The sequence below is a fragment of the Spirosoma validum genome, from assembly GCF_014699035.1.
Classification (GTDB): domain Bacteria; phylum Bacteroidota; class Bacteroidia; order Cytophagales; family Spirosomataceae; genus Spirosoma; species Spirosoma validum.
In genome coordinates this window covers 168359-191468 of record NZ_JACXAA010000009.1, presented here as the reverse complement: position 1 = coordinate 191468, position 23110 = coordinate 168359, and the positions used below count along the sequence as shown (strand labels likewise).

Here is a 23110-nt window from a genome sequence, read left to right as displayed (position 1 = left end):
CCCATATCTTAGCCATTGGTTAATGAATCGAAAAGAATTACAGAAAATGATTGCGCTGCACGAAAGCCGCGCACAATGGGCCAGAAGTAGAATCGCGAACCATAATCATGAATTCTTTGAGGATGATTTAGATCAGTGGTTAGACGAACTAAGCAAAGAGTTGAAAATTCTGGAATGGCTTCGTGGTCAGGAGCCAGATGACGAATAACTAAGCAGGCTATCCTAGACAATCAGACAATGGAAACTAAAATGAGCATTATACCTGTCCTGCAGGCGATTGCAGCGATGACGAGCAATACAGAAATTGATAAGGCCGCCCTTCTACGCGATGAAGCTTTAGCCGGGGCCAACGACATACAGAAAGACCAGATTCTTCGGGCATGGCGTCAACGTAACGAAGAACTTCTTAATGAGTTTCGCCGGCAAGGTGACGAGAGTTTAACGTTACTGACCCAAAATGGATTTGTGGTTGACACAGCTCAGTGGCTCACAATTAAGCGGTATGCCGAGAAATATAACGTCTCAACGCAGGTCGTTACAAACTGGATTAGCCGGGGTACGATTCCCACTGATAGCACAATGATACTGGCTGAACTCAATAACATTCGGCTAGTCAAAGACCAGCCTTACCGGTAAATGTTAAATATCTATAAAACAGCCTGTTGCTTAACAAATCTTAACACATAGCCTAACCTGGGCAAGCAGCTGCGCTACGTAGTTTTGACGCGTTCTTACACAAACTGTATATCGCTAAAATCTACAATCGTATGCTTTCCTTCAAACGCCTGAATCGGCTCGCGGGCTGGCTTGTATTCGCCATTGCGCTCGTTACGTATACGTTGACCGTTGAACGCACGGCCAGCTTCTGGGACTGTGGTGAATTCATCGCTTCGTCCTTCAAACTACAGATTCCGCACCCACCCGGAGCCCCGTTGTTTTTATTGATTGGCCGGATTTTCTCCATGCTGTCGCTGGGCGATTTGACGCGCGTTGCGTACTGGATCAACATGGGTTCGGTGCTGGCCAGCGCTTTCACTATTCTGTTTCTGTTCTGGACCATCAGTCTGCTGGCACAGAAACTGCTATCAAAAGAAGAGAGCGACTACACCGCAACGGACGCCTGGCTGATCGTGGGCACCAGCGCCGTTGGTGCCCTGGCGTATACCTTCTCCGATACGTTCTGGTTCTCAGCCGTGGAAGCCGAAGTGTACGGCATGTCGTCATTCTTTACGGCGATTGTGGTATGGGCGGCTTTCAAATGGGAACGGATTGAAGACGAAGCAGCCGCGAACCGATGGCTTATTTTTGTTGCGTATCTGATCGGCCTATCCATTGGCGTTCACCTGCTGAATCTGGTGATCATTCCGGCACTGGCGCTCATCTATTACTTCCATAAATTCCCCAAACCAACGTTCTGGGGTGGTGTTCTGGCGATGGGTATCGGGTTGGTTATTCTGGGAATTATCAACGCATCGATTCCCGGTTTGCCTACGCTAGCCTTTGCCATTGAGCGGTTCTTTGTCAATACGTTGGGGTTTCCTTTCAACTCCGGCACCATTTTCTTTGCCATAGTTTTGGTGGGTGCTCTGGCATATGGCATCTACTGGTCGATACGTCGGCAGCGGGTCGTCATGAATACGTCGCTGCTCGCGGGGGCGTTTTTACTGATCGGCTATGCTTCCTATATGCAGGTGATGGTGCGGGCGGGTTTCAATCCACCCATCAATGAAAACGACCCCAGCGACGTCAATACGTTTCGCGCGTATCAGGCCCGTGAACAGTACGAAAGTCGCTCCTTGCTGTATGGCCCGGTATTTACGTCTCATCCTATTGATCAGAAACGGGGGGCACCGATCTGGAAACGCGACAAGGATAAATACGTCATCCTCGACTATTACCCCGAATACATTTACGCGCCCGGCGATGAAATGCTGTTTCCCCGCGTTTACAGCAGTCGGCTCAATCATCCCCAACTGTACCGGCAGATGCTTGGACTGGCAGAAGGTCAGAAACCGACGATGGGCGACAATCTGAAATTTCTGTTTACGTATCAGTTAAGCCACATGTGGTGGCGCCACCTGATGTGGAATTTTGCCGGACGCGAAAGTGACGAAGAGGGCGCGGGTTATCTACTGCCGTGGTCGTCGAATCAAAACGTACCGGATCTACTGAAAGCCAACAAAGCCCGCGACAACTTTTACATGCTGCCTTTTGCGCTGGCCCTGTTCGGAATCGTATTCCAGTACAAACGCCGTCGGCACGATTTTCTGGTCGTCGGGATGTTGTTTCTGCTGACGGGGATTGCGTTACAAATCTTCCTCAACTCCCCTCCTTCCGAACCGCGCGAACGCGATTACATCTACGTCGGCTCATTCTATTTCTTTGCGATCTGGCTGGGTTTGGGCGTCATGGCCGTAGCCGATTTCCTGCGATCGTTTCTGACCAGATTTAAATCCGCTACGTTCCGCAACGAGTTCGTGCTGGGTATGTGTTTGCTGGTACCCGCCCTGATGTGCGTGAAAAGCTGGGACAACCATAACCGGAATCACCGGTTTCACTCGGTCGATTTCGCCAAGAATATGCTCAATTCATGCGCTAAAAATGCCATCCTGTTTACCGAAGGCGACAATGATACGTTTCCGCTCTGGTACGTGCAGGAGGTGGAAGGCTTCCGGCGTGATGTACGGGTCTGTAACCTGAGTCTCCTCGGTACGGAGTGGTACATTCAGCAGATGAAGCGAAAGACGTATGAGTCGGATGCGGTGCCGATGTCGCTGGAGTTCGATCAGTTCAATAAAGGTAAGAACGACATTATTCCCTTTTACGAGGTGGAAGGCGTGAAAAACGGGATCGATCTGAAACAGTACATTGGGCTGGTTAAGAACAACAATCCAGCCATTCAGGTCCCGCTAACCACGGGCGAGATGACCAATATTCTGCCTTCGTCGGTGTTGTTCCTGCCCATTGATAAGCACGCCATCGATCAGGCCAGGTTTGTTCCGGCTCCGCTACGTCCCTTCGTGAAAGATACCTTGCAATGGACCCTCGGCAAGAAAGATCTGTTCAAGCCCGATCTGATTATGCTCGACATGATTGCCACCAACAATTGGAAGCGCCCGCTTTATTTTTCCAGTACGTTAGCCACGGAGCATTACCTGAACCTGAAGAATTACATGCAACTGGAGGGGTATGCGTACCGGTTGATGCCGGTAGCCGTACCAGGTGCCACCGACGGATACGTGAATTCGGAGATTATGTACGATACCCTGATGCACAAAACCCAATGGCGCGAGTTCGACAATCCGGATGTATATTATGACGATACGTACAAAGGTCCACCCGTTATCTCGGCCCGGCTGGCGTTTCTGCGTTTGGCTGATCAATTAATCCGGGAGGAGAAAACCGCCAAAGCCCGTGAGGTACTCGATTATTCGCTGAAAGTCATGCCTGACAAGAGCCTTCCGTACGACCAGATCTCATCCAACTACGTATCACTGCTGTTCGCGCTGAACGATACAAAGAAAGCGCTTACCATAGCCGACACAATGGCGACCCGCGCCGACCAAAACCTGACTTATGCGAAAAGCCAACAGGGGCAGTTTAGCAATCCCAACACGGATTTGTACATATTACAAACGATTGTCGAGGCCTGCAAACGGGCCAATCAACCGGTCGCAGCCAAGTACGACGCCATTTTTCAGAAGCACCTGAGTGTGTTCGGTTGATCGTAAACGGAGACTGTTTTCCAATTCTACGGCCACGATACCGTCGTTAAGCTAAAAAAACTGTCCGGATAAACTTAATTAACCGTACCCGCAATCCAGTAACTCCCTGACTGGATTGCGGGTACGACAAAAAGACGCTTAGTTCGTAGCCGATATATCCGCTTCGGCCACTTCAGTGAGCGGATACCGGAAAATAGCGGCAACGGTAGCTTGAGTGGCTGGCATCGTTTCATCGTCCACCAGATATACTTTACCACCATACTCGATGGTCTTTCTGGCGGCCTCGTTGATAAGCGAGTAATTGTCGGGAGTCGGTGACTCGTCCATGTTCAGGGCAAAGGCATCAGCGTCATACGTACCCCATAGGTCCTCGCCCGGCTGCACGAACAACGTATCGACTCCGCCACTTAACGCCGTCAGGATAACGGTTTCGGTATCGCTGCTTCCCTGCCCTCTGGCCGAAAAAAGACCATATTCTTCTTTACGTTCCAGCCGCTTCTGCATAAAATAAGGTTCCATGACCTCCCAGGCTTCTGCCGAAAGTGTAAGCATGTCGCCAGACGAATAGCTGCCCGTCAGATAGGGCTCTGCGATATAGGCATACGTACTGGCTTCTTTGTAAATCGGAATGACGTACTCGACTCCCGCCAGCAACAGCGGTAAAGGATTTCGATTCAGTAAGGCCTCAACATCCGCGCTCAGGCGGTGGAAGTAGTGTAGAATCGCTACTTTACGCTGTTCATCCGAACCACTTCCCTGCCCATGGAACATTGCCCCGGCTTCGCCTACACCGCTTCGGTGCTGTAAGGCTTTCTGATTGTCGGCGTCTTCAATCTCCTCGGTGTAGGATATAGCGGCATCGTCCGGCAATTCAATTACCTGAATCGTTGAGCGCGTAACCTCAAACAGGGCGACCTCTTTCAGGTTCAGGGCCAGCAGGTAAAAATGACCATCGTCGTTCAGCTCCGGAATGAGCGGCAACAGGTAAGGTTGCGTACCTACCCAACAAACAGGTGATTCGACCGGGAGCGGCAATTTAGTGGCTTCTCCTTCGCCATCGAAGATGAAGTAAGCCAGCATATCGGATGAATTCTTCCAGAAATTCTGGTCGTCAAGCAATCGAAAGCCTTCCGCCAGAAATGCCTCAGCTGCATCGGCCGACAGGCCATACTGATCGGTGAGCTGTGTACGGGCTTCGGTTAGGGCATTTCTGAAATTGATTTTATTGGCCTTGTACCCATCCGTAGACTGACGGTCGGTAGGCGTATAGATTGATACACACAGGTTGGCCCGCTTTTGGGCTAGTTCGTTAAATTGATTATTATCAAAAAAGAGTCACGTTCAGTTGATTTGGTAAAAAGATAAAGAACACCCGATTTGCCTGGCATAAGAAGTAACCTGTAGAGGCTCTGTAGAATGGGTCAGAAGCCAGACTTATCGGTAGCAAATCCCGTTAGTCAACGAATTGCCGACGTAATTTTTCGCCAGCGTTGCGCAAGCTGCTCGCCCAGGATGCCGAACGAGCTTCGGCAAAAAGATCGTTTCCCGGTACGCCCAGCCGCCAGCGCACCATTTTATTGGTTTCGGGATTGGTACCGTCTTCACTGAAATAAAAATCAGCGGCTACGACATCTTTCCGAAAGCGTAATACCCGATTTAGTTCGTTTTTAACCTGCTCTACGAGTTCAGGCGTTTCACTAAACCCAATGGTTTGCAGGTCAATTTTGATTGAATTAACTAAGTGCTGCATAGAGAATTTGACGTTAAATTTTTTAATCTATTTTTAATCTAACCCGCTAAATCAGTTAATTGTTGCCTTTTCGTTAACGATGACCGGCCCAGAAATGACGGTAAATGCCACTTGGCACATCAAGTGAGGAGGGCAATTACAGGCACCTAATTCATTAAATTACTCGCTGAGACTAGTAGGTAATCGCATAAAATCTGCTTAGTCAGGAAAGTGCATCACGAACCCATACTGCCTTGAAACAACGTATTATCCGGAGCGTATTTATGAAAGCGATTGTCCAGAAATTTATTGTCGCTGCTTGCTTGTTAGTATCTCATAGTCTGGCGTTTGCCCAAAGTTCAGCCGTCTGGAACGGAAAGAAATGTGCCGTCGCGCTAACGTATGACGACGCCTTACAGGTACATCTGGACAACGTAGTACCTGTTCTGGATTCGCTGGGCTTGAAGGGTACGTTCTATTTGTCGGGTTATTTTCCCGGTTTTATCAACAACCTGAATCGGTGGAAAGCCATCAGTGCCAACGGTCATGAATTAGCGAACCACACCCTGTTCCATCCGTGTGCGGGCGACCGACCCGGCCGGGAGTGGGTAAACCCGGTTTATGACCTTAGCAAGTATTCCGTTCAGCGCATGACGGACGAGATCAAAATGACCAATACGTTGCTTAAGACGCTTGATGGCAAAGGTTTGCGAACGTTCGCTTATCCTTGTGGCGATACGAAAATCGGTGGTGTTGACTATTACCAAACCGTTGCGAGCGATTTTGTAGCCGCCCGGGGAACGACGAGCGAAATGAAGCGGATTACCGAAATCAACTTCGCCGACATCGGTTCCTACGCCATAAACGGACAGTCGGGGGATCAATTGATCGAATTAGTCAAGAAGGCGCGGGAGACAAACTCCGTACTCGTCTTTCTTTTTCACGGCGTCGGCGGTGGGCATTCGCTGAACGTAGCGCTGGCTGAGCACAATAAGCTGTTACGTTATCTGAAACAAAACATAGCCGACATCTGGATAGCGCCGTTTATCGACATCGCTCAGTACGCGAAAGGCCATCAATCGAAATAGAACTGAGAGATTCGATGAAAAATAAGCCCCTGCTTTTGCTCTTCCTCGTAGTTGGATTGACAGTCGACAGCCTGGCCCAGAGCGTATTTATTCAGCAAACCCAACCCTCTCGACAAAGCGCTTACGCAGCCCAACAGCTTGCCAGTGCGCTTACAGCTAAACGATACGTACTGAGGAGCAAAAGCCAGTCCGTTGACTATACCATACGACTGGAACAGCCGAATAGCCAGTTAGGCCCCGAAGCGTATGCCGTTGACAAACAGAATAAGCAGATTACGATTACGGGGGGCGATGGGCGCGGACTAATTTACGGTAGCCTGTCGGTAGTCGAGGACATCCAGAATGGCGTTGCTCTCGCCCAGCTAAAATCCCGTCGGGAACAGCCGCACCTCCCCTTCCGCGCCATTAAATTTGATCTGCCCTGGGATACGTATCGCCACAGTGATGCGCTTGATCTGCACTACGACACCTGCCGGGATACGCTCTACTGGAAAGCGTTTCTGGATATGATGGTAGCGAATCGTTTCAATGCGCTGAGTCTGTGGAATCTGCACCCGTATACGTTTATGATCCGACCCACCAACTTTCCGGCCGCTACGCCTTTCAATGATCAGCAACTGGCGGAGTGGCAGAGCCTGTTCCGGGCAATTTTTCGGATGGCAAACGAACGGGCCATTGATACGTATCTGATTCCGTTTAATATTTTCACCAGTCCGGAATTCTCGAAAGCGTATAACGTGAATCCGAAACTGAACAACTTGGATCATCACCATTTTATCGACGGCGATACGTCCGAGATTGTCAAACGCTACACACGCGAGTGCGTGACGCAGGTGCTTCAGGAGTACCCCGAATTGACCGGATTTGGCCTGACGCTGGGCGAAGCGATGGGCGGCATGACCCCGCAGCAACGCGAAAACTGGATGAAGGCAACGATCATCGACGGGATGCGACTAGCTGGACGAAAAACCAAACTCGTGCATCGGATTCCCTTTTCCAGTACGACGGGTTCGTTGGGCGTTACCAGCATCGACACCGAAAAATTAACCCGCAAATCCATTGAGAGTGAAGCCGCGCTGCCGTTTATCGAGGGGCCGATCTGGGCGGATTTAAAATACAACTGGTCGCACGCACACTCCACACCAACGCTCGTGAAAGTACACGGCGGAAAGCTGTTCGATACGTATTTCAAACCCGATCCGACAACGTATAAAATTACCTGGACGGTCCGCAATGAAGATTTCTTCTGCCTGCGCTGGGGCGTACCCGACTTTGTTCGGGCACACGTAGCCGCCAATAATCAGTCGTACGTTGGTGGTTATTTTCTGGGTTCGGAAACGTACATACCCGCTAAAGATTATTTCACCACACCCGGTTCCCCCGTCGATTGGCGATATGCCTTTGAACGACAGTGGCTGTTTTACAAGTTATGGGGTCGATTGCTTTACAATCCGACCACGCCGGATGCAGTATTTAGCGCTGAGTTCGTTCGGCGGTACGGTTCGTCGGCCAGTCGATTGCTGGAAGCGTATTCACTGGCATCGTCTACGCCCCTGCGGCTGGCTTCGGCATTTGACTTCACCTGGGATTTTTCGTTGTACAGCGAAGGCATGATGGGGTTCGATGCCAACAAGAATGTTTCGTACATTTCTGTCAACCAACTCACCACGCAACCCACTCTTGATCCAAACTACGTATCAGTCAATGATTACGTCAAAACGATTACGGCTAGTGGTTCATTCGGCAAGGAAAAAATAACCCCACCTGTGTTGGCGAAGATGCTGGAAACCGACTGTCAGAAAGCCCTTCAACTGGTTCGGTCTATCAATACGTCGGCCAATCGATCATTGCTGTATGAAGTGGCCGACGTGAAAGTCTGGGCGAATCTGGGTCTGCATCTGGCCGAGAAGTTACAGGGTGCGGTGGCCTTGCAAACGTACCGAACAACGGGTCAGGAGCCTCAGAAACAGGAAGCCATCCAGCATCTGAAAGCAGCACTACGCTATTGGGATGACGTTGTTGCCATTACTCGGCCGCTGTATAACGACATGCCGCTGGTGCATCTCGCCGAACAGAAGGGACACACCTGGGAAGAGAACAATAAGCTCCGTTTTCACTGGGCAAAACTGCGTCCGGCCGTAGTCAAGGACATTGAACTAGCCGAAAACGCTCAGCCGATTTCAGCGAAGTAAGAGCGGTAAAAGGGCCTATTTGACTTCGTTCAATCGATACATTCGGCCGATACACCAACGCGGTAAGCTGAAGACTACGCTCGACCCTAACTCAACCTGTTTCCAAGCCGAGCCTGACTATCGTTAATTTCATTAAGTAGTCTACGATTTCGGTACGACCCCTGCGGGGTCAGATGTGTATAGCGGTTAATTGCTTCTATACATATCTGACCCCGCAGAGGTCATACTTAGTCAACCACGATTTACACGGGTTCTGTCAGATTACTTTTCTCCAGCGACTGCTTTTTCGACACCGATTCTCTCAGGAAAGCCAGAATGAACTGAAACAGTTGCTCTTCACAATCAGCTTCTGCTTGCTGGCCGGTATGAATTGTCAGGTCAGGACTTACGGGGGTTTCATAAGGTGCGTTGATACCCGTGAAGTCATGTAGTTTATTCGGATGAGTATCGGGCAGTAAGGCTTTCGTGTATAAGCCTTTTGTATCTCGGTGGATGAGGGTTTGCAGATCGCAGTCGATGAAAACGGTTTTGGCGGGTTGATTTTGTTGGTTTAGTTCCGCCCGAATGCGTTCGTATGGATTGATAGCCGCCAGCAGTACGATGATGCCCCGTCGGGTGAATATTCGTCCCAGATAGCCTAACCGCCGGATGTTTTCCTGTCGATCCGCTTCGGAATACGTTAGCTCGGGCCAAAGATGTCGGCGGCATTCATCGCCATCCAGTACCTCGACCGGATAACCCAATTGCTCCAGTCGTTTCTGTACCCGATTCGACAGGGTTGTTTTACCAGCCCCCGACAAGCCCGTAACCTGAATGAATAGCATACAATAAATTGGTAATATTGCCGGAAAGATACACAATGAGTAACCAGACCCCTTCCTCTAGAAATCGTTTTTTTCAACTGCCGTTCACGTTTGATCCACTACGTCTGGCAACCGATTTAGCCACGTGCCGAACGATTACATGGCCCAAACACTTTAATCAGGCCGATTATTCAGGTCACTGGAGCAGCATTGCGCTACGTTCCGTTTCGGGAAGCGAAACCGACATTCGCTCCCAGCCGGATGTATCTTATCAGAACACACCATTATTGGAAAATTGCCCGTATTTCCAGTCGATTATGGACCAATTTCAGTGTCAGCAGGAATCCGTTCGATTGCTGGCGCTATCGCCCGGCAGCATCATTAACGAGCATCGGGATCCGCAGGCCGGTTACGAATACGGCTTTTTTCGGGTACATATTCCCATCGAGACAGGCGAAAAAGTAGCTTTCCGGGTCGATGGTCAGGTATTGCCCATGGCGGTCGGTGAATGCTGGTACGCTAACTTTGATTTGCCCCATAGCGTACGGAATGAAGGGCTTATCGAACGAGTCCATCTGGTGCTCGATTGCCGACGGAACGCCTGGTCCGATGACCTCTTCAGACAAGCGGGCTATGACTTCAATGAGGAACGGCAGAAACGCGAACCGTCCCAGCAGCTGAAACAGCAGATTATGGCCGAACTGGCCCGGCACAACAGCGAGACGGCTCGTCAGTTAATCGATCAGCTGGCCACCAAACAGGACGCTTAAATCGTTTCATGCGCTTATATCGGGTGAACAGCAACACGCATCATCAACCGTTGAGAAACTGGATTCCGTACCGGTTGACAGGTACAGACGAACAGCTCCTGTTCCGGTGGCTGCACGTTGGCGATCATCGGTTCACTGAGCCGTTTTTTGACGAGACCGTAGCACACTGCAAACAGTATCCATACAACTCAACACGCTGGCAATCGGTCAGTACGTTGTCCGGGTTGCTCGATGCTGCCCAGACTTGCTTAAGCGTTCCGCCAAGTGCGTTTATTTTTCACGTATCCCGTTGCGGCTCTACGTTACTTTCGCAACTGCTGGCCATCTCTGAGCGACACATCATGCTTTCAGAAATGCCACTCATCGATGAAGTACTACGTCTACCCGACACGACGCCTTCACTCGGCGTGTCCGAAGAAGAACGTAAGGCTGCACTAAAAGCCATCATTCATCTGCTGGGTGCTAAACGTAGTGGCGAAGAAAACCGATTGTTTGTCAAGCTGGATAGCTGGAATCTGTTTTTCTACAAAACCCTCCGCCAGCTTTACCCGGACGTACCGTTTGTTCTACTCTATCGCTCGCCCGATGCTGTAATCCGTTCGCATCAGAAGCGCCGGGGTATGCAGGCCGTTCCGGGACTTATTGAGCCCGAACTCTTTGGCTTCAATCGGGAAGACGTACGGTCGATGGATGAATACACAGCTGCCGTGCTGGAACGATATTTCCAGACGATGCTAACCATCGTCGACACCGATACCAACCTACATCTTCTCAACTATCAGGCCGACGGAAGTGCTATATTACATGAGTTGATCAATACGTTGCAAATCGATGTCAGTCCGGAAGAGATGGATCAGATGCTTGAACGAAGCCAGTATCATTCAAAATACCCCAACCAGCCATTTAGCGAGATAGTGCCTCAGGAATCCACAGAAGCTTATCTCCAGCCAGTCATGACGTTATATCATCAGCTCAACGCTAAGCGAACAAATACAATCTCATTAGTCCATGAACGTACCCGATAACATACTTGACAGGATTTACGATTTTCTGGCTGAGATCGGGATTAAGGTCGTTAACAGGCCAATCGCACAATCAACGTTTTTGCCCGGTATCCTGATCGATCGTGGCACCCTTGCCGTCGATCCTGGCCAGTTGCTTTATCCCGGCGACATTCTCCATGAGGCAGGCCATATTGCCGTAACACCCGCTGCCGAGCGGTATCTACTCGAGAACGACATTACAGCCGGTCACCCCGAAAAACAGGGGGATGAACTAGCTGTATTGCTATGGACTTACGCAGCCTGTCAGCACATCGGTATTCCTCCGGAGATTGTCTTTCATCCGGATGGTTATAAAGGCCAGAGCCAGTGGCTACTCGATACGTTCGCCGATAAAATTTACATCGGCTTACCACTGCTGGTATGGATGGGTATGACAAAGGAAGCAACAGCCGAGGGCGGTTTTCCGGCCATGACAACCTGGCTGCGACAGTAGAAAGCGACTCATGTTACGTATGCTGGACTAATCGCTGAAGGCCGGAAACTGTCCGGAAATGAATTCTCTAAAACCACTAACCCCTGATCTTAGTTACGGTAATGTCTCAGTTGACAGGCACGAATTCACCTAACAGCATTATTCTAAAACTCAGCTAAACCTTACGATAATGGACGATACACCCACACAATTCCAGCCCGGCGATCAGGTTACTTTACTGGAAGGCAGCGCACCGATGACCGTTAAATCCGTTAGCGACGATGGGCGTACGGTTACCTGCGAAACCAGTAGTGAAGATAAACCTACGGTAGAGGATTTCGACGCAACGAAGCTCACCAAGATGCACAGTGGTGAGGAAACAGGTGCCAAAGCGTAACGAGCACCGGGCCGACATAAAAATGCCAGCTCCAAAAGAACTGGCATTTTTTTAATCTATAATAAAGCCATTTTTTCCTCTATACGCAGCGGTCGGCTATACCGTTGCAGGTACAGAATTACAAGTCGGTATAATTAGTCGGTCCACTCCACACCTTTCCGTAATAGGTGCAATGTTTGCTCTTCGCGACTGTTTGGTTCGGGATGAAAGTCATACGTCCAGTTCGCTTGCGGGGGCATACTCATCAGAATGGACTCCGTGCGTCCGTTGGTTTCGAGACCAAACTTAGTACCCCGGTCCCAGACCAGATTAAATTCGACGTAACGGCCACGTCGCAGCAACTGCCAGTTTTTTTCAGGTTCCCCGAACGGTAGATCACGATTTTGGTGCATAAAATGGGTATAAATTGGCGCGAAAGCATTGCCTACATCTTGCACAAACGCAAACAGATCAGCTTTGTGAGAAGCATCCGTTGGTTTAAGGTAGTCGAAGAAAATCCCGCCGATACCCCGCGTTTCCTGCCGGTGCGGAATATAAAAATAGTCGTCGGCCCAGGGCTTAAACTTGGGATAATAAGCTGGATCGTGCCGATCACAGACGGATTTAAGGTAGTGATGGAACCAGCGGGCGTCTTCTTCCACAACGTAATGGGGCGTTAGGTCGATGCCTCCCCCAAACCAGCTGTGACCGGTGCTCATCTCAAAATACCGAACATTCATGTGAATAATCGGCACCATCGGATTACGCGGATGCAGCACAATCGAAACACCCGTTGCATAAAACTCGGCGGGTTCCGTAAGCTGTAAGGTACGTAACGTGGCTTCGGTAGCCTCGCCATACACGGCGGAAAAACCGACGCCACCTTTTTCAATAACATTTCCATCGGTCAATGTGCGAGATCGTCCCCCACCTCCACCTGGTCGCTCCCAGCTATCCTCCCGAAAGCGTGTGTTACTTATCTGCCCCGCCCCATCAGCCTCTTCCAGTGCCTGACAGATGCGATCCTGCAGATCCATAAAAAAACGGGTGATCGTTTCCTTTGTAACAGACTGTTCTGATATCATAACCACAAAGTTCGCAAAGACTGACCGACTTACCGACTATTTACCCGAGCAACTATTCAACCAGTTTTAGCGCGTATCGTACGGGGCGGGATTTATCAATGAGAAGTAACAAACCCTGTTCGGCCAATTGCCGCAGGAGTTTGCCCGCCCGATAATCAGAAATATTGATGAGTTTGGCGAAGCGATCGGCCGTGATGTGGTCATTCTTGCGCAGATACTGAATCAACGTCCTGGTCATCGGCGATTTAATTAAGTCGGCATTCGCCAGATCAGGTGTGATAATCAACTTATTGGTCGGCACTGATTTGTCTTTAGCCCGAACGTAAATCGTCCGTTTGCCCGCGTCGTTTATTACGTAGTGCGGTTTCTCTTCACTTTCCGAAACCGTAACGACCAGCACGATCCGACCATCAGGCGAAAGCGTCTCATAGCTAACAGTCAGCGCTGGTTCAATGCATCGGTCGGTTGCCTCCTCAACTTTGCTCACCTCACGAAACTCCGATGGCGCACCGACAATTTTACCGTCATCGGAAATACCGATGAGCAACGTACCGCCTGATGTGTTGGCAAAAGCAGCTAATGTGCGGGCAATCCGCTGCGCCGACGAAATAGATCGTTTAAATTCTAAACGGGCATGCTCCCCCTGCTCAAGAAGGTCATCGAGTTGATTTCGGGTCATAATCAGGAAACCATACAGCTAACAGGTTGTTGAAAAGGATACAACAAATTATCTATCAGGGCAAAAAACAGGCTGTTCAGTCTATCAGAGAAATTAATTAGTCAGTACAAAACCGTTAACGTAATGTCCATCATTCGATTACGTAATGCAAAAGAATTTTATTAACAGGCAGCAATGATGATTTCTACAGTTTTTACCAATATAATTCACCCACAAATATGATGTTATTAAATAAAATGACTATTATTTTTCTAACGAACTAGTGTCGTATTTCGTAAGCATGACCCAATCCAGTTGTAAAAAATATCATGAACATAACTAATTTAGTCGATAAACCTAAAACAAAAAAGCGGATGAACTATCCGCTTTTTATTAATAGAAATGAAGTTCAGTAGACAACTGAATTAACCTATACTTTTATAATCCACCTTCTTCAGAAGTAGAACTCTGGCGTTTACGGCCGCGTGGCTTACCTGTATATTCAGCTTTTGGTTTTTCGTTACTTAGTTTCAGCTCATAGCCCGTTACATCATTGTCATAATCAAAGGGCTTAACGGTAAACGTATGTTTTGTATTAGCGTAGTCGATTCCTCCTTTTTGCAGGATATAAGGTAATGAAATACCATAACTCTTAGCTCCTTTCGCTAATTCAAATGTTTCTCCCTCTCCTTCTATACCAGGAACCAGATAAAGCGACTTTATTTTGCGTTTACCTTCCTGCGTACCAACTTTAAATTGATTAGTTTCCGGATCAAAACCCAACTCGGTAACAGCTTTGTCTGGAAATACCAGCTTGCCCGTTGCGGAAATATAGCCAGTAACCGGTGTAGACTTAACGGCGCTTTTCTTTGCTTTTTTTGTAGCTTCGCTGTTCTCGTCGGGTGAGAAGAACCGAATTTGCTTTGCTTTCATTCGATGGTATATTTTACTGTTGGTATAACGATTGCGCACAAATATAGTAAGTCTAATTGCTAAAAAAAGAAAATGATAGTCGATACCTGCTAATAAATCAATTTTAAGAGGGATTTCGTATAAATTAATCAGAGTAAGAGAGGTTTTAAATTATTATTTTTCATAATTTATAGACTTATCTACACTTTTTATAAAATAGATAGTTAAGATTTTTCAGTATAGCAACTGATAAATACTTAGGGCTTCAACCCGAAATCTGGTTATTTCCATGATGGTTTGATAAAAATTATTTTGGAGTGGGGTGCTGTTTTGGCGAAGCTGTTTTAACTTTTCTATTACATTGAAAAAGTAGGTATTTTTCTGTCATTCCATCGACAAAAGGAGTGTCAAGCTTACTTAACAGGAGATCAGAGATGCCTTTTATTGATGGAATGATTAAACAACCAGTAAGTCTATTCTTAATTTAGAAAGCTCAAATAACGTCTCTAAAAAACAAATAAATTATTCCATTTATAGCTGAAGGGTTCGACTTAATGATAAATAAAATTTAAGTCATCATAACGTAATTGATTTTCCTATTATCTCAACAAATTCTCCACATCCACCCGACGGGATTCAGGTATTATATTAAGTGATTCCAGCTTACCGTTCTTCAGAACTGCTTCAACGGTCGTGTTATAGGGCGCGTGTAATTTGACATGCACATCCCAGGTTTTGGGCCAGGCGGGAAACAGAAAGATTTTTTTACCGTCGACCTGCATCAGCATTTCCTGTATACCAATCATGCCCGAGCCACCCCAGTTATGATCGGGCGTCCAGTCGAAACCCGGCCCCCAGAACGCAGGAAACCGACGAGGTGAGTTACCCAGTTTGAGCAGCGTCAGGCGAGCGGCTTCATCAGTCAGACCCAGGCGAGCTGCGAAAATGTTATCCTGCTTCCAGCCAACGTGACTACGAAATCTCAGAACGTCTTTGTCATACCGATACGTATTGACAGCCGTATCTAACCCCGGTTTGCCGATGCCATAAATGCCCCACGGAAACACCGGATACAGTTGTGGCGATTCGGTATTGTTGATACGTTCCCAAAGTTTGGCGGGCGCAATTGTTGGGTGACCATCGAATGATCGATAATTGATCGGCGGAATTCGCTCCAGCATGGCTTTCCAGGCTTCCCGTTTCCCGGCTGTTAGATACGTATCAGGCAGCTCCAGCAAACGTGTCAACACGGTACGAAGCGCCGAAACGGTAGAGGAAGAATTGTAGGCCATCTTATACGTTTCAGCCGCTGAACCCGGATACAAAATCAACTTTTTATCCCCATCGAGCGATTTACTGCCGCGCCTTCTGGCCAAGTATTGATAATGTTCATCGAAAAACGTAAGGCAACTTTCGATGAGCGGAACATACTCAGAAATATTCTGCCCAACATACCGTTCGGTTTCCAGCATCATCAGGCAGAATTCCAGCACAGTATCCCACTCGTATTCCAGCCAGGCGTTGTATTCCATACCCTTGTCGTAATCGGCCGGACGTTTCCAGGTGTACTCAGCGGAGTTGGGTAAACCGAAGTTCTCGATCTGTTCCGTGAAACTGGCGCCTTTGTGCTTCCAGTAGAATGCGGTTCGTAACTCGGCGTTTTTCAGAATGTTCCGGTAAAAATCAAACTGGGGTTTCATCAGTTGCCAATCGCCACTTTTTAGCATCGGCCAATACACCAGCCGCTGGTTCTGCGCCGTATGGATACCACCGCCCCAGTTGCGAAAGTCGGGGGTAAACCGCATAGTCGAGTCGGTCAGTGACGGATCATACGTAAACAACCCACCGTTGAACTTGGTCGGGTATTTGCCCAAAGCGTTACACCCGAGCATGTATCGGAATAACTGGTAATTCCGGGCGACCTGCCATTCGGGTGAGCTAACAGGAGACGTAATGTAGATGAAGCTTTTTGTCCAGAATTCATTCCACCAGGCTTGCGTTTTCATCTGCGCTGTTTTGGCCTGCGTAACGGCTTCTTTCCTTAGATTTTCCAGTTCTTGCTTCCAGTCGTCAATACGTTCCGATTGATCAGTATGCAAAGTCAAAACAAGCGCATGAGTTCGGAAAGCGGACGCACTGACCAATTTCCAGCCCTGAAATTCTGTGTCCAGGTATTTGCCCCGATACGTACCAGCCGGTTTAAAACCTCTTCCCGACAGGCTTCCCCCAAACGTTCGATTAGCGATAGGATTAAACAACTGATTTTTAATACTATCCAGCCCCTGTTGCTGGACCGTTACGTCGAAAGCCGAGCGTTCAGTACCGTTTCTATGGTAAAAGATGACGTCATCACCCGCAAATCGGATCGAATCTTTCAGCGTCCTGACTTCGCCCTGTGGTGCGAACTTGTAGGAGTTCGCATTGTTTTCTTTGCCCTTCGTTACGTGGTCGACGTAGCGCCAGCTTTCAAAAGCCGCTTCCGCTCTGATAGGCTTATTGCTCGACACGTCAACATGAACAACCGGCCGGAATACGTCTACCCAAATCGTTACGTTTGCCGACAGTCCAGACGTAGCGCCCTTGATTTCCACTTGTCCTTTATTGAGCACCAGTTCCTGCTGGAACGTAGCGCCCTCTGCGAACGGATTTGGCGACAGTTTAAGCCGGACACGCCCTAGTTTTAAGACCGTATTGTTGTGATCGAACGTGCCGCTTTTCGCTACGTAAAACAGCAAATCACCATTCTCCACCCAGACATTCAACCCAACATCGCCCCCACCGCACGGCATCGATTCTGATGAATTTTTGCTCTGGTTATTCCACACTACGTTGTATTGATCGATTGTATTTTGTTGGGCCAGTCCGTTATCTATTCTACTGAAAATTAGAATGATAATATATAAAATCCAGCTAAACAGGCGCTTTAGGGAGGAAAACAGAGTAAACCCGGGGCAGGCTAACATGGTATAATTAAAGGAGAAAATAGTAGAGATCACCGTCAAATTTAGAGAGTAGCTTTGTGATAATAGTTCTTAAAAATAGAACGCAGATTATTTTGCTTTGTAAGATCATTTTTAATCATAACTATCAGAATAATCTGCGTTCTATTCGCTTTGAATATCGATGCTGAAAAAATATTTCTTATTGGTTTGTTTTCTCCAGTCAACCCTTTGTCTGGCTCAATCAGCGAATGTCTTATCAACGGACAAACTCAAACGTTACGTTACCTATTTTAACGTGATTGATCAGGAAGAAGCGGTAAAAAACTACGTACCGAATGAGCAATCGTTTGACTGGTTAGCCAAAAATATTCCACTCTTCGATTGCCCCGATTCTACGCTTCAGGAAATTTATTACTATCGCTGGTGGGCCTTTCGGAAGCATCTGAAAGAGACGCCCGAAGGCTTCGTTTTTACCGAATTCATTACGAAAGTCAACCACGCCGGAAAATACAACGCCATCAGCAGCGCACTTGGACATCACATTTACGAAGGGCGCTGGTTACGGAATCCACAGTACGTTGATGACTACATTTCGTTCTGGCTCTACGTCGATCCCAGGCACACAGCTCCCCGCTTTCATGCCTTCAGCAGTTGGGTCGATGATGCGGTTTACAGCCGGTATCTCGTCAATTTGGACAAACCGTTTATTCAGAAAAATCTGCTGGCGTTAGATGCTGACTACCGGAAATGGCAACAGGAGAAGCAGTTACCAAGCGGTCTGTTCTGGCAATTCGATGTGAAAGATGCCATGGAGGAATCCATCAGCGGATCTCGGAAAGATAAGAATCGTCGTCCGTCGATCAATGGTTATATGTACGGCAATGCGAAGGCGTTAGCGGATATGGCGGCTCTGGTGAAAAACGATACGTTGCAACGTCGATATGAGCAGCAGGCGACCGAGCTGAAAAAGCTGACGCTGGACAGTTTGTGGAATAAGGACGCTCACTTTTTTGAAGTAAAACATCCGAACGGTACGTTTGCCAACGCCCGCGAAGCCATCGGTTTCATTCCCTGGTATTTCAACCTCCCCGACGATAAGCCGGAGTACGCGACGCAGTGGGACCAGCTAATCGACACAACTGGCTTTGACGCTCCCTGGGGTCTCACGACAGCCGAACGTAGACATCCGGGTTTCCGGACGCACGGTTCCGGACATGGCTGCGAATGGGATGGCCCCATCTGGCCGTTCGCTACAACACAAACGCTGAAAGGGTTATCGAACCTGCTCACGGATTACAAAAACCAGGGACAGATGACAAAGTCGGTGTTTTACAACGAGTTGCTGAAATACGCTACGTCGCACACCATGAACGGCAAACTCTACCTGGGTGAATATCAGGACGAAAAGACGGGCGAATGGCTGAAAGGTGACAATCCACGTAGCAAATTTTACAACCACTCCGGTTTCGCCGATCTGATCATCAGCGACCTGGTTGGCCTAAAACCCCGCGCGGATAACCTACTGGAAATTCATCCACTCATCCCCGACAACAAATGGGACTGGTTTTGCCTCGATAATGTATTGTATCACGGAAAGACCCTCACCATTCTATACGACAAAACCGGAACGCATTACAACAAGGGCAAAGGCTTTCGGGTATTCTCAAATGGAAAAGAAGTGATACGTAGTGAAAAGCTGGTTCCTGTTACGGTTAAGAAGTTTTGACGGATTTTTGAGGTAGCGCGGCCTTTAGTCCGCATAGCCGTAGGCTAATACTCTCGTTTACAATTTAGCCTACGGCTATGCGGACTAAAGGCCGCGCTACCTTACGGTAAACGCCATGATCGATCCCGAAGGGTTTTCTTTTGTACCGCCTACTGACAGCGCTACGTATTGCCTGCCCTTCACCTGATACGTACTGGCGGTAGCATTGGCAACACCGGGTAGCGTCGTTTGCCAGAGTAGCTTGCCGGTTACTTTGTCGAAAGCTCGCAGTTTTTTGTCGTTGGTACCGCTGATGAAAACCAAACCACCCGCCGTGACGATCGGTCCGGCCGATCCTTCCTGACCGGTTTCAGGCATCCCCTGTTCCTGGCGTTTTTCATCGTTGCCTAAGGGAATCTGCCAGTCATATTCACCTGTCGACAGATTTAGCGCATTTAGCGTCCCCCAGGGTGGACGTAGCGCCGGATTGCCGTTTGGGTCCCGAAAATTGCCGTAGGCCGTTACGTTTAGGTATTTCTCAGCACCGGCCTGGGTTTTCCCCGTTTCAAACTTGGTGACTTTACTCGAATTCTGTTCCTTTTCATACAGAAATGCAAGTATCCCTTTTTCTTTCCCGTTGATGACACTGGCAAAGGCGGGCATTTTTCCCCCGCCTTTGCGTATTTTATCCAATGCGACTTCCCGGGTCATTCGGTTTTTCAACCCAATCAACGACGGATAATTAGGTTCATCACCGTTTTTATCCCGACCATGACAGGCCACACAATACGTCATATAGAGCGACTTCCCCTGATCGAAAACCGTCATATCCTTCGCTTCCTGCTCCTGATCCACTTTTTTAATAGTTTGAATTTCCGGTGAATCATTGGACTTGATGTACAAAACAGTTGTTGCCGGATCATAGGCCGCACCACCCCATTCAGCGCCACCCCGCGTACCCGGCAGCATCAGTGTTCCTTTCAAATCAGGTGGCGTAAACAGTCCTTCGTACCGCATCGACCGGAATTTTTTGGTGATTGAATCATGGCCCGCAGCTGAATAATTTGTCAAGTCTTTTTCGGTCATCCATTGCCGGGCGAAGGGTTTAGGTTTCAGCGGAAACGGCTGTGTTGGCCAGGCTTCCTCGCCGGGAAGATGAGATACCGGTACGTTACGTTCCTCTATCGGAAATAGCGGTTCACCGGTGTCGCGGTTGAAAACAAAAACAAATCCGTGTTTGGTGATCTGCGCTATGGCGTCAATAACTTTACCATCCCGACGTACTGTAACCAGGTTCGGTGGTGCTGGCAAATCATAATCCCACAGATCGTGGTGGACGATCTGATAATGCCAGATGTATTTTCCGGTCGCAGCATTCAACGCTACAACGCTATTGCCATAGAGGTTTTTTCCCTTCCGGTCGGCTCCATAAAAATCGTAGGTTGGCGAGCCGAGCGCCAGAAAAACAATGCCCCGCCGAATGTCGAGGCTCATGCCCGCCCAATCGTTTACGCCACCGGCATATTTATAGGCATCTTTCGGCCAGTTTTCGTAGCCGGGTTCGCCGGGCAGTGGAATGGTGTGAAACGTCCAAACCAACTTACCGGTTCTACAATCATACGCCCGAATATAACCGGGTTGCGCACCATACAGCTCCGACACCTCAGCACCCATAATCAGCAAATCGTTATAGACGATTCCCGGTGAGGTCGGAATCACCGAAATGGTTTCTGGCGCATCGCGCAGGCCAACGTTCAGGCTAACTTTTCCTTTTTTTCCGAACGTAGCAATAGGCTTGCCGGTATGGGCATCGAGCGCAAAGAGCTGATCGCCACCCGTAAACAGGATTCGCTTGTCCCTGCCCTTTTCCCAATACGTAACGCCCCGGCTAACCCCACCTCCTTCTGCACCATCGAACGGATCAAATGACCAGAGTTGCTGACCCGTTTCGGCATTGATCGCATATGCCCAATGTTTCGCCGACGTAGCGTACAGTACTCCATCAACAATGATCGGATTGCATTCACTACTACCCGGCCGGGAACCCGGCTTCGTATCGTTTATGGTAAACGTCCAGGCAGGTCTCAATTGGCTGACGTTTGCGGTATTGATCTGATCCAGCGGAGAGTAGCTGGAGCTGTTGGCATCTGCTTTGTAAATAGCCCATGTCCGGTCATCGTCTCTACCTGACTGATAACCCGCAAAAAGCAGGAACGTCGTTACTGAGAAAATGAAAAGAAATTTTTTATTGAAGACGAGAGTTTGAATCGCTTTTAGAATAGCCATATTCAATGGAATTCAACTTCCAGCAGTTGAGTAAGATGGGTCTGTGACAGCGTAGTTCTGTCCAGTCCATACTATTTATACTGGCTCTGGACCGAGACGGGCTAGTCGGTTTCAATTAACTAGCCGGAAAGTGTAAGTAACTGAGCGAATTTGTCCCGGATAATCCCTGTGTGACCCCACCGGGGTCGTACCGGTTGACTACTGATTAAATCTAATTCGATCTGATGGCTTAGGCTGGAACGGCTTTGGCCTGAAGTGATTTCGATTTATTCAGATACTGGCGTTTGTATTCCAGGGGCGTCAGGCCAGTCACTTTTTTAAAATGGCGATAGAAATTTGATACGTTATTGAAACCGCAATCGAAGCAGATGACTTCCGTCGGTATTTTGTCTTCGATCAACGCCCGGCAGGCATGACTAATCCGTATCTCGATCAGAAAATCGTAGTACGTTTTATTCGTCATCAATTTAAAATAACGACAGAATGACGTAACACTCAGGTTACTGATGGCTGAAATCTCTTCCAGCGTAATGTCTTTTTTGTAATTCGTTAATGTGTAGCTGCATACCGTATTCAGCCGTAACGAATCCGTTTCATTCGACTGATAGAATACAGCCCGTCCGTTAACAATGGGTTCATACTCTTCCGTTTCCGCCAGCGTTTTCAGAATCGACAGCAGAATAATGATCCGGTCAAGGTTCGTCGCGTGGACAGCTCGATGCATCAGCTCAGCCAGTTTCGCATTGGCCTTACCGTTGATTACCATCCCGCTTTTTGCTTTTTCAAACAGTTTGGGAATCAGATACGCTTCCGGTAGTTTTAACAGATCTTCGCCTAAACAATCCGGCAAAAACTGGATGACAATGACCTCAATGTTTAGATCAGGGTCATTGTAAAAATACTCTTCATTACTCCGCCAGGTATGCGGTAGATTCTCACCTACGAACACAATCTCGCCGGGCGAGAAGTTGCTGATTTTATCCCCAATAAATCGAACCCCTTCGCCCTTCAGCGTATAATGCAACTCCAGCTCAGGATGGTAGTGCCAAATGTTCTTGAAATGGGGTAAGACATCGTGGCGAACCGTAAACGATGTTTCCAGTTTAGCGGTCACTTTTCGAAATAAGGGCTTCATGTTGGTGAGTCGTATTATAGCCTGAACTCTGTCCTATTTTTTTCACCAGTCCGTATCATGGCCTCCAGATAACGTGAAGGGGGTTTTTTCTCCTTCATTTCTATCATCTCCGTATAGCCCAAAGCGCTCTGGCAATATTTATACAAACTTAACCGATTCAACGTAAATAATTCCTATTTATTCTATGATAATTTCCTACAATAAATTGACAAAAAAATGCAGTTAAGC

General features: G+C 48.3%; 19 protein-coding genes. 10 read left to right on the top strand and 9 right to left on the bottom strand.

The features are described from left to right. The first annotated feature begins 22 nt into the window (after nucleotides 1-22). The 3 genes from IC230_RS22830 to IC230_RS22820 all read left to right on the top strand — a co-directional run bounded on the left by IC230_RS22830 (nucleotide 23) and on the right by IC230_RS22820 (nucleotide 3725). Entirely contained in the window at nucleotides 23-208 is a 186-nt protein-coding gene (locus tag IC230_RS22830; RefSeq protein ID WP_191041375.1) for a hypothetical protein, read from the top strand. 29 nt (nucleotides 209-237) lie between these two features. After that, on the top strand, nucleotides 238-636 hold the full coding sequence (locus tag IC230_RS22825) for a hypothetical protein (protein WP_191041374.1): 399 nt from the start codon (nucleotides 238-240) through the stop codon (nucleotides 634-636). 131 nt (nucleotides 637-767) lie between these two features. After that, nucleotides 768-3725, top strand: coding sequence for a glycosyltransferase family 117 protein (locus IC230_RS22820; RefSeq protein ID WP_191041373.1), 2958 nt, complete (start codon nucleotides 768-770; stop codon nucleotides 3723-3725). 138 nt (nucleotides 3726-3863) lie between these two features. Here IC230_RS22820 and IC230_RS22815 read toward each other — a convergent pair whose 3' ends face one another. Continuing rightward, nucleotides 3864-4844 carry a baeRF7 domain-containing protein gene (locus IC230_RS22815; protein WP_191041372.1) on the bottom strand — a complete coding sequence of 327 codons (981 nt, stop codon included), beginning with the start codon at nucleotides 4842-4844 and terminating at the stop codon, nucleotides 3864-3866. A 334-nt stretch (nucleotides 4845-5178) separates the two neighbouring features. Next, a complete protein-coding gene (locus IC230_RS22810) occupies nucleotides 5179-5475 on the bottom strand; it encodes an HPF/RaiA family ribosome-associated protein (RefSeq protein WP_191041371.1) in 297 nt (98 codons plus the stop codon). A gap of 263 nt (nucleotides 5476-5738) precedes the next feature. Here IC230_RS22810 and IC230_RS22805 point away from each other — a divergent pair, with 263 nt between their 5' ends. Both IC230_RS22805 and IC230_RS22800 read left to right on the top strand, forming a co-directional pair. Further along, complete coding sequence (locus IC230_RS22805) at nucleotides 5739-6542, top strand: polysaccharide deacetylase family protein (protein WP_191041483.1); 804 nt, start codon at nucleotides 5739-5741, stop codon at nucleotides 6540-6542. A 14-nt stretch (nucleotides 6543-6556) separates the two neighbouring features. Further along, nucleotides 6557-8734: a glycoside hydrolase family 20 zincin-like fold domain-containing protein gene (locus IC230_RS22800; protein ID WP_191041370.1), complete on the top strand. Its 2178-nt coding sequence runs from the start codon at nucleotides 6557-6559 to the stop codon at nucleotides 8732-8734. 242 nt (nucleotides 8735-8976) lie between these two features. On the opposite strand, the gene cysC is transcribed toward IC230_RS22800, so the two are convergent. Beyond that, nucleotides 8977-9558: an adenylyl-sulfate kinase gene (cysC, locus tag IC230_RS22795; protein ID WP_191041369.1), complete on the bottom strand. Its 582-nt coding sequence runs from the start codon at nucleotides 9556-9558 to the stop codon at nucleotides 8977-8979. 35 nt (nucleotides 9559-9593) lie between these two features. Between cysC and IC230_RS22790 the strand changes: the two genes are divergently transcribed. The 4 genes from IC230_RS22790 (at nucleotide 9594) to IC230_RS22775 (ending at nucleotide 12180) form a co-directional block, all read left to right on the top strand. Further along, the gene (locus IC230_RS22790) at nucleotides 9594-10307 is read left to right on the top strand and encodes an aspartyl/asparaginyl beta-hydroxylase domain-containing protein (RefSeq protein ID WP_191041368.1); all 714 of its coding nucleotides are present in this window, start codon (nucleotides 9594-9596) and stop codon (nucleotides 10305-10307) included. Nucleotides 10308-10315: 8 nt separating this feature from the next. Continuing rightward, nucleotides 10316-11332 (top strand): sulfotransferase family protein, encoded by a 1017-nt coding sequence (locus IC230_RS22785; RefSeq protein WP_191041367.1) that lies wholly within the window; start codon nucleotides 10316-10318, stop codon nucleotides 11330-11332. Further along, the gene (locus IC230_RS22780) at nucleotides 11316-11804 is read left to right on the top strand and encodes a hypothetical protein (RefSeq protein ID WP_191041366.1); all 489 of its coding nucleotides are present in this window, start codon (nucleotides 11316-11318) and stop codon (nucleotides 11802-11804) included. Before IC230_RS22785 ends, IC230_RS22780 begins: the two co-directional genes overlap by 17 nt. 169 nt (nucleotides 11805-11973) lie before the next feature. Further along, nucleotides 11974-12180: a hypothetical protein gene (locus IC230_RS22775; protein WP_191041365.1), complete on the top strand. Its 207-nt coding sequence runs from the start codon at nucleotides 11974-11976 to the stop codon at nucleotides 12178-12180. 134 nt (nucleotides 12181-12314) lie between these two features. On the opposite strand, the gene hemF is transcribed toward IC230_RS22775, so the two are convergent. The 4 genes from hemF to IC230_RS22755 all read right to left on the bottom strand — a co-directional run bounded on the left by hemF (nucleotide 12315) and on the right by IC230_RS22755 (nucleotide 17777). Further along, entirely contained in the window at nucleotides 12315-13244 is a 930-nt protein-coding gene (hemF, locus tag IC230_RS22770) for an oxygen-dependent coproporphyrinogen oxidase (protein ID WP_191041364.1), read from the bottom strand. A gap of 52 nt (nucleotides 13245-13296) precedes the next feature. After that, nucleotides 13297-13923 carry an AlbA family DNA-binding domain-containing protein gene (locus tag IC230_RS22765; RefSeq protein WP_191041363.1) on the bottom strand — a complete coding sequence of 209 codons (627 nt, stop codon included), beginning with the start codon at nucleotides 13921-13923 and terminating at the stop codon, nucleotides 13297-13299. 417 nt (nucleotides 13924-14340) lie between these two features. Continuing rightward, nucleotides 14341-14835: a hypothetical protein gene (locus IC230_RS22760; RefSeq protein ID WP_191041362.1), complete on the bottom strand. Its 495-nt coding sequence runs from the start codon at nucleotides 14833-14835 to the stop codon at nucleotides 14341-14343. A gap of 578 nt (nucleotides 14836-15413) precedes the next feature. After that, nucleotides 15414-17777 (bottom strand): DUF5703 domain-containing protein, encoded by a 2364-nt coding sequence (locus tag IC230_RS22755; RefSeq protein WP_191041361.1) that lies wholly within the window; start codon nucleotides 17775-17777, stop codon nucleotides 15414-15416. 160 nt (nucleotides 17778-17937) lie between these two features. On the opposite strand from IC230_RS22755, the gene IC230_RS22750 reads away from it, so the two are divergent. Continuing rightward, complete coding sequence (locus IC230_RS22750) at nucleotides 17938-19482, top strand: MGH1-like glycoside hydrolase domain-containing protein (protein ID WP_191041360.1); 1545 nt, start codon at nucleotides 17938-17940, stop codon at nucleotides 19480-19482. A 96-nt stretch (nucleotides 19483-19578) separates the two neighbouring features. Here IC230_RS22750 and IC230_RS22745 read toward each other — a convergent pair whose 3' ends face one another. Both IC230_RS22745 and IC230_RS22740 read right to left on the bottom strand, forming a co-directional pair. Further along, a complete protein-coding gene (locus IC230_RS22745; RefSeq protein WP_191041359.1) occupies nucleotides 19579-21747 on the bottom strand; it encodes an outer membrane protein assembly factor BamB family protein in 2169 nt (722 codons plus the stop codon). 229 nt (nucleotides 21748-21976) lie between these two features. Continuing rightward, complete coding sequence (locus IC230_RS22740) at nucleotides 21977-22882, bottom strand: AraC family transcriptional regulator (protein WP_191041358.1); 906 nt, start codon at nucleotides 22880-22882, stop codon at nucleotides 21977-21979. Between the last annotated feature and the right edge of the window lie 228 nt (nucleotides 22883-23110).

What these genes read in the sequence shown, in the direction of transcription:
- IC230_RS22825 (WP_191041374.1), top strand. Translation starts at nt 238, where the DNA reads ATGGAAACTAAAATGAGCATTATACCTGTCCTGCAGGCGATTGCAGCG.
- IC230_RS22805 (WP_191041483.1), top strand. Translation starts at nt 5,739, where the DNA reads ATGAAAGCGATTGTCCAGAAATTTATTGTCGCTGCTTGCTTGTTAGTA.
- IC230_RS22785 (WP_191041367.1), top strand. Translation starts at nt 10,316, where the DNA reads ATGCGCTTATATCGGGTGAACAGCAACACGCATCATCAACCGTTGAGA.
- IC230_RS22820 (WP_191041373.1), top strand. Translation starts at nt 768, where the DNA reads ATGCTTTCCTTCAAACGCCTGAATCGGCTCGCGGGCTGGCTTGTATTC.
- IC230_RS22740 (WP_191041358.1), bottom strand. Translation starts at nt 22,882, where the DNA reads ATGAAGCCCTTATTTCGAAAAGTGACCGCTAAACTGGAAACATCGTTT.
- IC230_RS22780 (WP_191041366.1), top strand. Translation starts at nt 11,316, where the DNA reads ATGAACGTACCCGATAACATACTTGACAGGATTTACGATTTTCTGGCT.
- IC230_RS22760 (WP_191041362.1), bottom strand. Translation starts at nt 14,835, where the DNA reads ATGAAAGCAAAGCAAATTCGGTTCTTCTCACCCGACGAGAACAGCGAA.
- IC230_RS22775 (WP_191041365.1), top strand. Translation starts at nt 11,974, where the DNA reads ATGGACGATACACCCACACAATTCCAGCCCGGCGATCAGGTTACTTTA.
- IC230_RS22750 (WP_191041360.1), top strand. Translation starts at nt 17,938, where the DNA reads ATGCTGAAAAAATATTTCTTATTGGTTTGTTTTCTCCAGTCAACCCTT.
- IC230_RS22745 (WP_191041359.1), bottom strand. Translation starts at nt 21,747, where the DNA reads ATGGCTATTCTAAAAGCGATTCAAACTCTCGTCTTCAATAAAAAATTT.
- IC230_RS22830 (WP_191041375.1), top strand. Translation starts at nt 23, where the DNA reads ATGAATCGAAAAGAATTACAGAAAATGATTGCGCTGCACGAAAGCCGC.
- hemF (WP_191041364.1), bottom strand. Translation starts at nt 13,244, where the DNA reads ATGATATCAGAACAGTCTGTTACAAAGGAAACGATCACCCGTTTTTTT.
- IC230_RS22790 (WP_191041368.1), top strand. Translation starts at nt 9,594, where the DNA reads ATGAGTAACCAGACCCCTTCCTCTAGAAATCGTTTTTTTCAACTGCCG.
- IC230_RS22765 (WP_191041363.1), bottom strand. Translation starts at nt 13,923, where the DNA reads ATGACCCGAAATCAACTCGATGACCTTCTTGAGCAGGGGGAGCATGCC.
- IC230_RS22810 (WP_191041371.1), bottom strand. Translation starts at nt 5,475, where the DNA reads ATGCAGCACTTAGTTAATTCAATCAAAATTGACCTGCAAACCATTGGG.
- IC230_RS22800 (WP_191041370.1), top strand. Translation starts at nt 6,557, where the DNA reads ATGAAAAATAAGCCCCTGCTTTTGCTCTTCCTCGTAGTTGGATTGACA.
- cysC (WP_191041369.1), bottom strand. Translation starts at nt 9,558, where the DNA reads ATGCTATTCATTCAGGTTACGGGCTTGTCGGGGGCTGGTAAAACAACC.
- IC230_RS22755 (WP_191041361.1), bottom strand. Translation starts at nt 17,777, where the DNA reads ATGTTAGCCTGCCCCGGGTTTACTCTGTTTTCCTCCCTAAAGCGCCTG.